Origin of the sequence: Pseudomonas syringae group sp. J309-1 (assembly GCF_032582135.1) — a bacterium.
In the GTDB taxonomy this organism is placed as follows: Bacteria; Pseudomonadota; Gammaproteobacteria; order Pseudomonadales; family Pseudomonadaceae; genus Aquipseudomonas; species Aquipseudomonas quasicaspiana.
Genome location: NZ_JAWHNU010000026.1, coordinates 33800 through 47815 on the forward strand (window position 1 = coordinate 33800; position 14016 = coordinate 47815).

Sequence of the window (14016 nt, forward strand, 5' to 3'; positions counted from 1 at the left end):
GATGGGCCTGGATTGCATTCCGGCGGTTGGCGTTCAGCGCTACAACTGCCCCTTGCTATGAACAGGTAATTGCAGCGGGCATGCCAACATCTAGAAGAAGGCATGCAATCTTTTATAACTAATTGTTTTTAATAGAAATATATTTTTAAACGGGCAAATGTGCAAAAACCGCAAGACAGTTCAGGCCCGATTTATCTATCCTTCTGTATCGCTTCTTATCTTTTGAGATAGACATGCCTGTGACACATACTGTAGCCATCGGCTTCATCGGCTCAAAACTCGACCGCGTCGGCAAGGGTGCCAACCGCTGGAATCACTGGCGTCCCAGCGTTGGCCTGTGCCAGCAAGAAGATATGCAGATTCACCGACTGGAGCTGATTCACGGTGTGACCGCCCGGGACGTCAGTCTGGCGCAGCGGGTGGCCGAGGATATCCGGCAAATATCCCCGCAGACTGAAGTTCGCCTTCACCCCATGACGCTTCGCAACGCCTGGGACTTCGAGGAGGTATATGGCGCGCTGCATGACTTCACCACCGCCTACGATTTCGACACTGACAATGAGCAATACCTGGTGCACATCACCACCGGGACTCACGTCGCACAGATATGCTGGTTCCTGCTCACCGAAGCCCGTTACCTGCCCGCCCGACTGATTCAGACTTCCCCGTCTCGGCGAGACAATGATGAAGCGCGAGCCACCGGCACCCATTCGCTGATCGATCTGGACCTCTCGCGTTACGACCGTATTGCGTCACGCTTCACCCATAAAAGACTGGAGGGCCTCGCGTTTCTCAAGTCAGGCATTGCTACGCGCAATGCTGCGTTCAACCGCTCCATTGAGCAGATCGAACAGGTCGCCGTGCGCTCCAAGGCACCGATGCTGCTGATTGGTCCGACCGGCGCAGGCAAATCGTTTCTGGCAAGACGCATCTACGAACTCAAGCGCAGCCGACACCAGATCGAAGGACGCTTCGTCGAAGTGAACTGCGCCACCCTGCGCGGTGATGGCGCCATGTCGACCTTGTTCGGGCATATAAAAGGCGCGTTTACCGGCGCTCTGGCTGCTCGCGAAGGCCTGTTGCGGGCAGCCGAAGGCGGCATGTTGTTTCTGGACGAAATCGGTGAACTGGGCGCAGATGAACAAGCGATGCTGCTCAAGGCCATTGAGGAGAAACGTTTCCTGCCCATGGGCTCGGACAAGGAAGTGGCCAGCGACTTCATGATTATTGCCGGCACTCACCGCGACCTGCGCGACCGGGTGGCGCAGGGGCTATTCCGCGAAGACCTGTACGCGCGGATCAACCTCTGGACGTTCAACCTGCCAGGCCTGGCCAAGCGACGGGAAGACATCGAGCCGAACATCGACTTCGAGCTGGAACGCCACGCCCGCGAACATGGGCGCTTGATACGCTTCAACCGCGAAGCCCGGCAGCGCTATATGGCGTTCGCCAATCATGAGGACTCGATATGGTCTGGCAACTTTCGCGAGCTGTCAGCCTCGATCACGCGCATGGCGACGCTGGCTGACAGCGGACGCATCGATGAAACTCAGGTCGAAGAGGAACTGCAGCGCTTGCGCTACGCATGGGCGCTGAACGACGATCAGAACGACGGACAGGATGAGCCATCGCCGATACTGGACGAAGGTATCGAACTGGATCTGTTTGACCGTTTGCAGCTGGAGGCGGTGCTCAAGGTGTGCCGCAATGCTCGAAGCCTGTCGGATGCCGGACGCAAACTGTTTGACGTCTCGCGTCTGAACAAGGCGAACCCCAATGACGCAGATCGTCTGCGCAAGTATCTGGCGCGTTTTGGCATTGAGTGGAAGCAAATCAATGGACAGGATTAAACTCACCGCACTGACCTACGTCATCCAGGACTTTCAATGAAGTACAAGCTGAACGATTACAACGGTGTGATCATCGATCCGACGTCTTTCTCTTTTGAAAAAGCCGATCTTGAAATCGCCATCAAAGGCTTTCTGCTGTACATGGAAACCGAAAAGAAGGGTCTTGCGTGGATCACTTTGCCCATCGCCCGATGCGCGAGTGTCGAGCAGTTCGTGGCGCACGGTTTTATCTTTCACAGCTGCCTGCCCGAAAGCCTCACGCTGGTTCGCAAGCCCCAGGAATCAACTTACGTGCCGTTCATGCCGACACACATCGTGGGTGCCGGGGCCATCGTGATCAATCAGCACAACGAGATTCTGGTGGTCAGGGATCAAGGCGCTACCAGCTTCAATTTGCCCGGCGGGCACGTGGATCCTGGAGAGCGCATTCAGGACTCTATCGTCCGCGAGGTTCTGGAAGAGACCGGCGTCGAGGTCAGCTTCGATGCGATCCTCGGCTTCACGACCCGGCATCCCTACGAGTTCGGCAAATCCAATATTCACTTCATCTGCCGCCTCAAACCGCTGACCGAAGCCATTAATGTCATCGACACCGATGAAATTGCCGAAGCCAAGTGGGTCTCGGTTGAAAGCTATCTGGCAGACGAAAAGAACGGCCTGACCAATCGCGAGATCGTCAGCCAGATCGCTGACAGCAAAGGGCTGACAATCGCTGACTTTCAGAGCAACAGCGGTCGATTCAAAAAGCAGGAAATCTTCATGGCGGTAGAGGCGAAGCTGTAAATTGCCGAGCTATCACTGGGCGAGGCCAAGAGCTGCTCTCACATGGCTTACCATTTCTGCTTCGACCAGAGCCTCGTCCGCACTTTCATGAAAAACTGCACAGGTCGCAGTGCTCCGACCGTGAGTGCAGCGATACACCGCCACAACGCTACCCGGCCCTACGCCGTTGTGGCCGCTCAATGTCAGGCCTCCCGCTACGCCGCCACGCATCAAGCCCAGGCCGTAACCCGGAGTCAGCCACGGACGGCCTGGCAACGGACCACCCAGCACAAGCGCTGCCTGCATGTCTTCCAGTAGCCCGTGCGGCAGCAGGTTGCCCGACAGCAAGCGATCCAGAAGCAGCGCCGCGTCTGCCAATGGCCCGATCAATAAACGGTGATAAACCCAGCCGGGGTCGTAGCCAGGGGCGATGCCCTGACACGCAACCTGCATGTCTTCCCCGGCGTTTGCCAAACGCGCCCGCGTAATCCCCAATGGAGACAGCACGCGCTGAACGAGTGCCTCTTCAAGTGAAAGCCCCGTCAATCGCTCGATCAACCGGGTTACAAACAGATAGCCAACATTCGAATAGCGCCAGCCTTCGCCGGGCGTGTAGCGCAATCGGGTGGCGTCCAGGCGCAGCAGCATTTCATCCGCAGGCCAGGGACGCGCACCGCTGGCCACCGCAGTATGGTATTCCGGCAATTCGCTGTAGTCTGCGAGACCCGCTTGATGACGCAATAATTGCCGCAGGGTAAAAGGGCCCTCAGCAACCTGATCGTCAAGCCCCACAAGACCATCACGAACCAGCGTCAGCGCTGTTGCGGCCAGGACGGTCTTGGTGAAGCTCCACCACGGGATGACTGTCTCAAGCGCTTCGGGCGGTTCGGTCACGGCCGGGGAACCGTTGGTTATGAGCGAGAACGACATGGGCAATAGCTCTGGGACTTTTGCGCAAGGATAAGCTGCAGCTCCAATGCACGCTAGACGGTCAGGGACATGGAACCGGATGGCTTACATGAAGATCCACAGCGAGATAGCCGCCACGGTGTCAGTCGCAACGCAATTGCGTTTACTATCCCCTCATTCCCTCAGGAGCAAATCCCATGGCAACGGCCTCTGCAAATATTCGTGTACCCGTATCAGCCGATAAAGTATGGCAATTGGTGGGTGGTTTCCTGTCCCTGCCGGACTGGCTGCCGTTCATTGCCAGCAGCGAAGCCTCTGAAGGCGGACGTGTCCGGACGCTGACCACAGCCGACGGCGCAGTCATTGTCGAGAAGCTGCAGACTTTCGACGAAGCCAACCGTACCTACAGCTATTCGATCGTGAAAGGCCCGTTCCCGGTGACCAACTATCTCGCCACCGTCGTGGTCGCAGCAGCAGGCGATCACGAGGCATTGATTACCTGGTCAGGCAGCTTTACCCCTGACGGTATCTCCGACGCAGAGGCTGAAGCACTGTTTCTTGAGGTCTATCAAGGCGGGCTGGACGCTCTTAAAGCCAATTTCTGACCCTCGAAGACCTGCGGTACTGAACTGACAGCGCTCTTGAGCCTCAATATTGCTTCGATAAATGGCATTTCGCAGCACAGCGCAAAATCGCGCATCATGGGCGCGGTCAGTTCAAGGAGACATTAATGCGCGTTACTTTATCTTTTTTGCGTTTTGCCACCTTGTCACTGGGATTGGTATTTACCGCCACCGCGGTGGCATCGGAAGAGTCTCAACTGGTCGATTCCATCAACAATTTCCGCAACCAGTCACAGCGTTGCGGCGATCAGGTTTCACAAGAGTTGCCTCCACTCAACGTAGACACCCGGCTGGTACTTTCAGCTACCAGCCCGGTAGATTTACAGGAAGCCATGGCCCGCGCCACTTATCCGATGGTCAATGTGCAGGCGATCAGCCTGTCTGGCCCTCGGGATGCACAGTCGGCCATGAACACCATCCAGGAAAGCTTCTGCCGCGTCGTGCTCGACCCACAGTTTGTCGATATCGGTGTGAGCCGCGAAGGACGCGACTGGCGCATCGTGCTGGCCCGGCCCTTACTGACCGCGCGTCTCGGAGACTGGCAGGCTGAAGGTCAAAAGCTGTTGGCGCTGATCAACACTGCGCGAGCACAATCTCGCCAATGCGGCGCTCAGGCCGTGGCTGCTGCCAAGCCGCTGACCTGGAACCCGGCACTGGCCTCGGCGGCGGAAAATCATAGCCGGGGCATGGCCAACAACAATTTCTTCGACCACATGGACCGCGACGGTCGCATGCCAGGTGATCGGGCAGAACTGGCGGGTTATTCAGGTCGGCAGATTGGTGAGAACATCGCCGCCGGACAAGGCAGTGTCGCCAAGGTCGTCGAGGGCTGGCTGGCGAGCCCCGGTCACTGCGCCAACCTGATGAATCCGGCGTTCAGCGAACTGGGCGCGGCCTACGCGGTGGATCCCAAAAGCGATGCGGGGATTTACTGGACGGGCGTGTTTGGTGCGCAGTGATGGTTTATGACTCAGCTCAAGCCCCTGTAAGAGATCGCCGAGGTTACGAGGTCAGCGATGGCGGCGTGTCAGAAATACCGCTATCGCGGCCTCGCGTTGCTCGTGCGCTCCTACAGGATCGCTGTGGTTTTCAGTGACAGTGATAATCGCCAGTCTTGTGGTTGCGATGGCAACCCTTGGAGTCGGTGCCGCCGCTATGGGCCAGGGCGGTGACTGAAGCCATGGACAGGAATGCGACGATTACGACGGCAAGCAACTTCATAGACGGCTCTCTGCGCTGGTCAGCGCGAATGGAATGATCAGGCGCACAGTATGGCGCATTGATATCACCCAGGATAGCGCGTCGTTAATTCACGTCCAGCCCAGGGTCGCGGCCGTCAGCAGCAAATACCGCATGCCTTTGGCAAACGAGACGATCAGCAGAAAACTCCACAGCGGTTCGCGCATCACGCCAGCCACCATCGTCAGCGGATCGCCAATGATGGGTACCCAGCTCAATAGCAACGACCAACGTCCGTAACGCAGATAGAACCGCTGGGCTTTCTCCAGTTTGGCTTCGCTGACAGGGAACCAGCGTTTATGGCGAAAACGCTCCACCGAACGACCCAGTATCCAGTTCAGCAATGAGCCGAGCACGTTGCCCAGCGTCGCAACCAGCAGCAATGTTGCGACGGTGTAATGCCCGGACAGCAGCATGCCCACCAGCACCGCTTCGGATTGCATCGGCAATAGTGTCGCCGCACCGAAGGCAGCGAGGAACAACCCGGCATAGCTGGAAATCTCGAACACTCAGCCCCACCCCATCAACGGATCGTCAAACGGCCTTGATCAAGTCCTTGATCCGGGAAGCCAGCGCTTCCAGCGCGAAGGGTTTGGTCAGCACTTCGGTCAGTGGCTCAAGGTGGCATTTATCGAGCACAGCGGTTTCTGCATAACCGGTGATGAACAAGACCGGCAGACCCGGTCGACATTGCCGGCCTGCATCGGCCATCTGCCGTCCGTTGATCCCGCCGGGCAACCCGACATCCGTTACCAGCAGATCGATTCGCACGTCCGATTGCAGAATACGCAAACCCGCCTGGCTGTCGGCGGCCTCAATGGCCACGTAGCCGAGACTGCTCAGTACCTCGGTGACCAACATCCGCACCGATGACTCGTCATCCACAACCAGAACCGCCTCACCCTGCCCCGTCAGAGTTGCACGACTGACCGGCACCGCAAGTTCCGGAAGCTCCAGCTCACGCTCGTGACGTGGCAACTGCAGGCAAACCGTCGTGCCTAGATCAACCTCCGAACGAATCCTGATCTGGCCGCCCGACTGCCGGGCAAAGCCATAGATCATCGAAAGTCCAAGGCCTGTGCCCTCGCCGACCGGTTTGGTGGTGAAGAATGGCTCGAAGGCTTTGGCCGCGACTTCGGCACTCATGCCGCAGCCGCTGTCAGTGACGCGGATACTCAGGTAATCCCCCGGCAGCACTTCAGGGTCGAGATCGTGACTGTCGTCCAGGCACTCATTGCGTGTCTCGATCAGAATGCTGCCGCCGTGGGGCATGGCGTCACGCGCATTGATACACAGGTTGAGCAGCGAGTTTTCCAGCTGTGCCGGATCGATCAATGCAGCCCACAAATCTGCGTCGGCCCGAACCTGAATATCAACCGAAGGCCCGACAGTACGCCGGATCAGCTCCTCCATGTCCATGATCAAGGCATTGACGTTGGTGGGAATAGGCGCGAGTGTCTGGCGGCGCGAGAACGCCAGCAGCCGGTGAGTCAGCGCTGCCGCTCGTTGCACCGCGCCTTGAGCGACCACCAGATAACGATCAACATCCGCCACCCGGCCCTGACCCAAACGCATCTGCATCAATTCCAGACTGCCGGAAATACCCGCCAGCAAATTATTGAAGTCGTGGGCAATACCGCCGGTAAGCTGCCCGACCGCTTCCATCTTCTGCGACTGACGCAGCGCTTCCTCAACCACTTCACGCTCGCTGATGGCTTCACGAATGCGCTGTTCCAGCGTCTGGTTGAGCTCCTGCACCGCCGCTTCGGCCCGTTTCCTGGCCGTCACATCAATGGACGAGCCAATCAGACCGATGACTTCACCCGTTTCGCTGAACAACGGTGACTTGATCGACAGCCAGGTCGCTGCGGAGCCGTCAGCCAGGCTGACCTGTTCCTCCACCTGTTCAGACACCCCAGCGCTCATGATCCGCTCATCAGTGGCCATGATCACGCGTGCCTGATCCTTGTCCTCAAGGTATTCAAAGTCGGTCTTGCCGATATAAAACTCGGGAGGTTTGCCGATCAGCTCGGTGGTGCCACGGTTGGCAACCAGCATGCGCCCCTGGCGGTCCTTGGCGTAGACCACGCCTGGAACTGCTGCTGTGAAGGTGCGTAACAGCGTCGTGATCCGGTCGCGCTCGACTTCAGCCTCGCGGCGCAGCTCGATGTCCATGAGCACACCCAGAAAACGGGTCGGCTGGCGTTCCTCGTCGAACTCGACGCGGCCTTTAGCCTCAAGCCAGCGATAAGTACCATCGCGGTGCAATACACGGTACTCAGATCTGAAGACACCGCCGCGCAGCAAGGTCTGACCGATTTCGCTTTCGACGCGCGCCCTGTCATCCGGGTGGATAGAGGCCGTCACCCTCTCCAGAGGCAGGCCTTCCACGGCCTCCTGTGCAGTCAGGCCAAACGTTGCGGCATAACGCTCGTCACCGATGACATGGTTATCCTGCACATGCCAGACCCAGGTGCCGATGATCGCATCGGCATCCAGGGCGAGTTGCAGCCGCTCAACCGCATCTCTTGCCGGAAACTCAAGCGATTCGCTGTTATCTGGCCATTCATCCTTAAAATCGCTGCTCATGCCCTACCATTGTTTATCGTGATGCCAAAGCCTGGCGGCCGATTGCGGTGAATGGTGCCGGTGCGGGCGAGGTATTACAAGCCGCTGCGATGATCAGGCCAGCGCAATAAGTAGCAGCGGCGAGTAGACCGGAAGTATTGACTTGCTTGTACAAATGTCAGATGCACGAGAGCCCGTAATGCACTTGTATGCGCATCGGCTTGGGTGGTGGGTTCTTGAGAGCGGCTGATTCGGAGCTTGCAATGACAGAGCGAACAGCGGGACTTCAGGACCGGATTGCAGCCAAAGGCAGCCCTCATCAACCATAAAATAACTGCATGAATTTAAATCTTGTTCTGTAGGACATTCCCCGTCGTCCAGACTCCGCGCTGTCGCGCAGCAAACACGGATCTGTTGGGGTATCAGGTAGTTATTTTATGTTTGATGAGCGCGCTTGCCCGCGATGCGGTGCGTCAGCGGAAAATGCGCAGCCTGACCAGATCCCATCGCGGGCTAGCGCGCTCCCGAAAGTCCCCGTTTGCTGCGCGACAGCGCGGAGTCTGGACGACGGGATGCCCCTACAGAAAATGGATTTCGATCAATCCACCTGCCCAAACACCTGACTCGGCCGCCGCAACGTCGGGTCGAATGGGTTGATCCTCGCGCTGATCACTGCGGCTTCTCGCTTGAGCAACTCCACCACCGTCAATAACCGATCCGGCCCGAGGCGGTCGCTGATGGTGGCGACGCTAAGGGCGGCGACCGAGCGGCCTTCGCGGTCGAAGATGGGGACTGCGAGACCGGCCATGCCAGGCAGCGCGCCGGTATTGCGGGCGGCGTAGCCGAGGCGGCGGACATTCTCGACTTCAGAGCGCAGGAACACTTCGTCGTACAGGTGGAAATCCTTCAGACGTGGCAGGTTGTAGCGGATGACCGTGTCGCGCTCTTCTTCCGGCAGGTAAGCGAGAATTGCCAGGCTGCCCTGTCCCACGCCCAAAGCAACACGGCCACCGATGTCGCCGGTGAAGGTGCGAATCGGGTATGGGCCTTCACTGCGATCCAGACAGACTGCATCGAAGCCACTGCGCGCCAGCAGGAACAATGAATCCCCCAACGACGCCGACAGGCGCAACATGCTGGGACGCACCACGTCGCGCAGGTTGCTGGTCTTGCCTGCTTTGGCAGCCAAGGCGAAGAACTCGATGCTCAGGCGATAGCGTTTACTGCGCTGGTCCTGTTCGACCATGCCTTCATCCATCAGGCTGCGCAGCAGGCGGTGTGTGGTGGGTTGCGACAGGCCGACCTGCTGGGCAAGTTGGGTAACGCGCTCACCCTCTTCGGAGCAATCACCCAGGCAGCGCAGCACTGCGAACAACCGCGAGACCGCACCAACGCCGGCGTCCTTTGAATTTTCATTCCGCTCAGTGGAATTCATATGATCACTTATCAATAACTAATTCATTGAACGAAAGAACTGAAAGAAATATACCATCCAGTGAAATTCACCCTTTCGCCCATCCTAGTCTTCGTCTTAATCTCAGTCCACAGGGCGATTTGAACAAAACCTGGTAGCCGACCCAGATCGAGCACCAACGTCCACAGCAACTGCAAAGCTTTCATTTCGCATCTGCCCATAACAAAAACGCACCGCAACGCTGTGCGTGATGAAAAGGTGGAACGCAGCTATGGCTTTTTTGCAGCTTGAAGGTCTCTCCAAACGCTACGGCAGCATCGACGCCGTGGTCGCCACGAATCTGGCGGTGGAGAAAGGCGAATTCGTTTCTCTGCTGGGCCCGTCGGGCTGCGGCAAGACCACTACCCTGCAAATGATCGCCGGCTTCGTTGACGTCAGCGACGGTCGCATCATTCTTGATGGCCGTGACATCACTCACGCCAAACCCAGCAGCCGCGGCCTGGGGGTGGTGTTTCAGAGTTACGCCCTCTTCCCCCACATGAGCGTTGCCGACAACGTCGCCTTTGGCCTGCGGATGCGCAAAGTGCCCGCCGCAGATATTCAGCGCCGCGTGGCAACCGTGCTGGAACTGGTCCGCCTGAGCCAGCACGCCCAGCGCTACCCGCGCGAGCTGTCTGGCGGTCAGCGGCAACGGGTTGCATTGGCGCGAGCGCTGGTGATTGAGCCGCCGGTACTGCTGCTCGACGAACCGCTGTCCAACCTCGACGCCAATTTGCGCGAAGAGATGCAGTTCGAGATTCGCCGCATTCAGCGCGAAGTGGGTATTACCACGCTGATGGTGACTCACGATCAGGCTGAAGCACTGTCCATCAGCGACCGCGTAGTGGTCATGCAGGCCGGGCGCATCACCCAGATCGACGAACCGTACAAACTGTATGAACACCCACGCACCCGGTTCATCTCCGGCTTCGTTGGCAAGGCCAATATGCTGCCCGGTGATCTGGACAGCGAAGGCGCAGCGGAGGTACGCCAAGTCCCTGGCGACGGCACGCTGACCCTGAGCCTGCGCCCGGAAAAGATTGATCTGGTGGCCGCTGGCACAGGGCGCCTGCAAGGCAAGGTCATCACCCGCTACTTCCTCGGCAGCCAATGGCTGTACCGCATTGAAACCGCCATCGGCGAGTTGACCGTGGTCCGTCGCAACGACGGCGAAGCGCCCATGGAAGAAGGCACCGCAGTGGGCATGGACTGGCCAGCCGGTTTGCTGCGCGTACTGGATGCCGACGAGGTGCACCCATGAGCCTGCTGAGCGATATGCGCCGCGGCGGCCGCGGCTACTTACTGTCGGCACCGGCACTGGTGATGTTTACCTGCCTGCTGCTGGTCCCGCTGGCACTGACCCTGATCTTGTCGTTCAACGTCTTCGACTATGAGGTCGGGGTCAAAAGCGACTCTTACACCCTGGCCAACTATGGCGAGGTGCTGACCGATTCGTACTTCTACGAAATCTTCCTGCGCACCTTCTGGATCAGTGCGCTGGTCACCTTGCTCTGCGTGGTGATCGGCGTGCCCGAGGCCTATATCCTGAGTCGCATGGGCACGCCCTGGCGTTCGATTTTTCTGATTCTGATTCTCACGCCGCTGCTGATTTCCGTGGTGGTGCGCGCCTTTGGCTGGAGCCTGCTGCTGGGTGCCGACGGCCTGATCAATCAGGGCATACAAGCGCTGGGCGGCCAACCGATCAAGATGCTCTACACCCCGTTCGCCGTAATCATTGCGCTGGTCCATGTGATGCTGCCGTTCATGATCATTCCGATCTGGACCTCCTTGCAGAAGCTTGACCCGGCGGCTGAGCAGGCCGCCCTGTCCCTCGGCGCCAGTCAGGCCAAGGTGATGCGTCTGGTGGTGCTGCCTCAGGTCATGCCCGGCGTGCTGTCCGGCACGCTGATCGTCTTCGGCCTGTCGGCCAGCTCTTTTGCAATCCCCGGCCTGCTTGGCGGACGCCGTCTGAAGATGGTCGCCACAGTCGTCTACGACCAATACCTCTCGGAACTGAACTGGCCCATGGGCGCAACCATTGCGGTGGCGCTGCTGCTGGTCAACCTGCTGGTCATGCTGTCCTGGAACCGCATGGTCGAAGGCCGCTACAAGAAAACCCTGGGGGAATGAGCCATGTCTAAAAACGGTCCTTTGGCCCTGTCGTTTCATGCCCTGGTGGTGGTGTTCATGCTCGCGCCGCTGGTAGTGGTCTGCCTGGTGGCCTTTACGCCAGAGAACACCCTCAGCCTGCCGACCTCAGGCTTTTCCCTGCGCTGGTTCCGGGCGATCTTCGAGCGTGCCGACTTCATCGACTCGTTCTACAACAGCCTGATTCTGGCCTTTGTCGCCGCCACACTGGCGACGATTATTGCCGTACCGGCAGCGCTGGCCATCACCCGTCACCAATTTCCGGGGCGCAACTTCCTCAATGGATTGTTCCTCTCGCCGATCATCATTCCCCATCTCGTCCTTGGCGTGGCGATGCTGCGTTTGTTCGCGCTGATGGGCGTCAACGGCAGCTTCTTCTGGCTGACCCTGGCCCACGTGGTGATCATCACGCCGTATGTGCTGCGGCTGGTAATTGCAGCGGCCATCGGCATCGATCGCAGCGCCGAACAGGCCGCTGAATCACTGGGCGCCAGCCGCTTCACGCTGTTCCGCAAAATCACCTTGCCGATGATTCTGCCTGGCGTGGCCGGTGGCTGGCTGCTGGCGTTCATCAACAGCTTCGACGAAGTAACGCTGTCGATCTTCGTCACCTCACCTTCGACCCAGACCCTGCCGGTGCGCATGTACGTCTACGCCACAGAGTCCATCGACCCGATGATGGCAGCCGTTTCCGCGCTGGTTATCGCGCTGACCGCCGCCACCATGATCATCCTCGACCGGGTTTATGGCCTGGATCGGGTGCTGGTTGGCAAACATTAATCCGAGGCCGGGAGCACGAACCTCATGGCATTGCTCAAACGTTTGGTCGAACAAGACCGTCCGGCACTGGCCTTCACCCTCGACGGCCAGCCTGCCAGCGGGTTGCAGGGCGACACGTTGCTCACGGCGGTACTGACCAGCAGCGAACACTTGCGCGGCAGCGATTTCAGCGCCGAACCCCGCGCCGGATTTTGCATGATGGGTGCCTGCCAGGATTGCTGGGTGCGCCTGGGCGATGGTCGCCGGGTACGTGCCTGTTCGACATTGCTCGAAGGTGGGCAAATCGTCAGCCGCGATCCGGGACGGCAGCTATGAATACGAATACCGCGCAATTGGTAGTGATCGTCGGCGCTGGTCCTGCGGGCATTCGCGCTGCGCAAACCTTGCATGCCCACGGAGTGAAAGCCTGTCTGCTGGACGAGGGCCTGCGGGGCGGCGGACAGATTTATCGCCGTCAGCCCGAGAACTTCCGTCGCGATCCAAAAGCGCTGTATGGCTTTGAAGCGGGCAAGGCTATCGCCGTGCATCAGACCCTCGACGAACTGGCATCGCATATCGACTATCGTCCGCAAACGCTGGTCTGGAATGCCGAAGATCGGCGACTCGACACCCTGCAGGAGAACCATGCCGGGAGCATTGATTACAGCCATCTGATCATCGCGACCGGCGCCACCGACCGCATCCTGCCGGTGCCTGGCTGGACTTTGCCGGGTGTCTACAGCCTGGGTGCGGCGCAGATTGCCCTGAAATACCAAGGCTGCGCCATCGGCGAAAGAGTGGTGTTTGCTGGCAGTGGTCCGCTGCTTTACCTGGTCGCGTATCAATATGCCAAAGCCGGTGCGAACGTGGTTGCAGTGCTCGACAGCGCGCCCTTTTCCGCCCAGTGCCGCGCCCTGCCCGCGCTGCTCGGCCAACCGCTGACGCTGGCTAAAGGTTTGTACTACCGCGCCTGGCTGACCGCTCATGGTATCGCCGTTCATCAAGGCGCGACCTTGCAACGTATCGACGGTCATAAACGCGTCAATACCGTGCAGTGGCAAGGCAGCAACCGTGTACAAACGCTGGATTGCGACGCCGTGGCGTTCGCCCACGCACTGCGCAGTGAGACGCAACTGGCTGACCTGCTCGGCTGCGATTTTCAGTGGAGCGCCCTTAATCGCGCCTGGCTGCCAGCGCGTGATGACGCAGGACGCAGCAGCATTGCAGGGGTTTATCTGGCGGGTGACGGCGCAGGAATCATGGGCGCGGATGCAGCGGAAATGGCCGGGGAACTGGCGGCGCTGGCCTTGCTTGCCGATACCGGGCAGAACATTGATAACGCTCGTAGCGAACAGCTGAAAAGCAGACTGGAGAGCATCCAGCGCTTTCGTCACGGACTGGAAACCGCTTTCCCCTTTCCCGTTGATTGGGCCGCGAAGGTTCCGGACGAAACCATTATCTGCCGCTGCGAGGAAGTCAGCGCCGGTGATATCCGTACCGTCGTCGACGAAGGCCATTGGGAAATCAATCGGGTCAAGGCCATGTGCCGGGTCGGCATGGGACGTTGCCAGGGCCGGATGTGCGGACTGGCAGCCACGGAAATCGTCGCCCACTGCAGCGGTCGTGACCTGCAAGGCATTGGTCGGCTGCGCGGCCAGGCACCGATCAAACCGTTGCCCTTTGGCGTGGAGGCGCAGTCATGAGC

Annotated in this window: 14 protein-coding genes; 9 read left to right on the plus strand and 5 right to left on the minus strand. The window is 59.1% G+C overall.

The genetic code is table 11. The features are described 5' to 3' along the window. Positions 1–239 precede the first annotated feature (239 nt). On the plus strand, positions 240–1850 hold the full coding sequence (gene rtcR, locus RX972_RS15515) for an RNA repair transcriptional activator RtcR (RefSeq protein WP_316876749.1): 1611 nt from the start codon (positions 240–242) through the stop codon (positions 1848–1850). Positions 1851–1886: 36 nt separating this feature from the next. Then, positions 1887–2633, plus strand: a complete 747-nt coding sequence (locus RX972_RS15520) for an NUDIX hydrolase (RefSeq protein WP_231677000.1) — start codon at positions 1887–1889, stop codon at positions 2631–2633. Between the two features lie 12 nt (positions 2634–2645). Here the strand turns inward: RX972_RS15520 and RX972_RS15525 are convergent, their stop codons facing one another. Then, a complete protein-coding gene (locus tag RX972_RS15525; RefSeq protein WP_316876708.1) occupies positions 2646–3542 on the minus strand; it encodes a serine hydrolase domain-containing protein in 897 nt (298 codons plus the stop codon). Positions 3543–3718: 176 nt separating this feature from the next. On the opposite strand from RX972_RS15525, the gene RX972_RS15530 reads away from it, so the two are divergent. Next, positions 3719–4126, plus strand: coding sequence for an SRPBCC family protein (locus RX972_RS15530; RefSeq protein WP_027901468.1), 408 nt, complete (start codon positions 3719–3721; stop codon positions 4124–4126). A gap of 125 nt (positions 4127–4251) precedes the next feature. Next, positions 4252–5103 (plus strand): CAP domain-containing protein, encoded by an 852-nt coding sequence (locus RX972_RS15535; protein ID WP_027901469.1) that lies wholly within the window; start codon positions 4252–4254, stop codon positions 5101–5103. A gap of 130 nt (positions 5104–5233) precedes the next feature. On the opposite strand, the gene RX972_RS15540 is transcribed toward RX972_RS15535, so the two are convergent. The 4 genes from RX972_RS15540 to RX972_RS15555 all read right to left on the minus strand — a co-directional run bounded on the left by RX972_RS15540 (position 5234) and on the right by RX972_RS15555 (position 9386). Further along, entirely contained in the window at positions 5234–5365 is a 132-nt protein-coding gene (locus tag RX972_RS15540) for a YHYH domain-containing protein (RefSeq protein ID WP_122395202.1), read from the minus strand. 89 nt (positions 5366–5454) lie between these two features. Continuing rightward, positions 5455–5892, minus strand: coding sequence for a YqaA family protein (locus RX972_RS15545; protein WP_122395154.1), 438 nt, complete (start codon positions 5890–5892; stop codon positions 5455–5457). Positions 5893–5917: 25 nt separating this feature from the next. Further along, positions 5918–7972, minus strand: coding sequence for a PAS domain-containing sensor histidine kinase (locus RX972_RS15550; RefSeq protein ID WP_316876712.1), 2055 nt, complete (start codon positions 7970–7972; stop codon positions 5918–5920). A gap of 577 nt (positions 7973–8549) precedes the next feature. Next, the gene (locus RX972_RS15555; protein ID WP_122395151.1) at positions 8550–9386 is read right to left on the minus strand and encodes an IclR family transcriptional regulator; all 837 of its coding nucleotides are present in this window, start codon (positions 9384–9386) and stop codon (positions 8550–8552) included. 250 nt (positions 9387–9636) lie between these two features. On the opposite strand from RX972_RS15555, the gene RX972_RS15560 reads away from it, so the two are divergent. From RX972_RS15560 to RX972_RS15580, 5 genes are read left to right on the plus strand one after another with little or no spacing between them, the layout of a single operon-like run. Beyond that, positions 9637–10665 (plus strand): ABC transporter ATP-binding protein, encoded by a 1029-nt coding sequence (locus RX972_RS15560; RefSeq protein WP_316876714.1) that lies wholly within the window; start codon positions 9637–9639, stop codon positions 10663–10665. Further along, complete coding sequence (locus RX972_RS15565; RefSeq protein WP_122395149.1) at positions 10662–11534, plus strand: ABC transporter permease; 873 nt, start codon at positions 10662–10664, stop codon at positions 11532–11534. The genes RX972_RS15560 and RX972_RS15565 overlap by 4 nt, the downstream gene beginning before the upstream one ends. Positions 11535–11537: 3 nt before the next feature. Continuing rightward, positions 11538–12332 (plus strand): ABC transporter permease, encoded by a 795-nt coding sequence (locus RX972_RS15570; protein WP_027901476.1) that lies wholly within the window; start codon positions 11538–11540, stop codon positions 12330–12332. A 24-nt stretch (positions 12333–12356) separates the two neighbouring features. Further along, a complete protein-coding gene (locus RX972_RS15575) occupies positions 12357–12647 on the plus strand; it encodes a (2Fe-2S)-binding protein (RefSeq protein ID WP_316876717.1) in 291 nt (96 codons plus the stop codon). Then, positions 12644–14014, plus strand: coding sequence for an NAD(P)/FAD-dependent oxidoreductase (locus tag RX972_RS15580; protein WP_099268312.1), 1371 nt, complete (start codon positions 12644–12646; stop codon positions 14012–14014). Before RX972_RS15575 ends, RX972_RS15580 begins: the two co-directional genes overlap by 4 nt. The last annotated feature ends 2 nt before the right edge of the window (positions 14015–14016 follow it).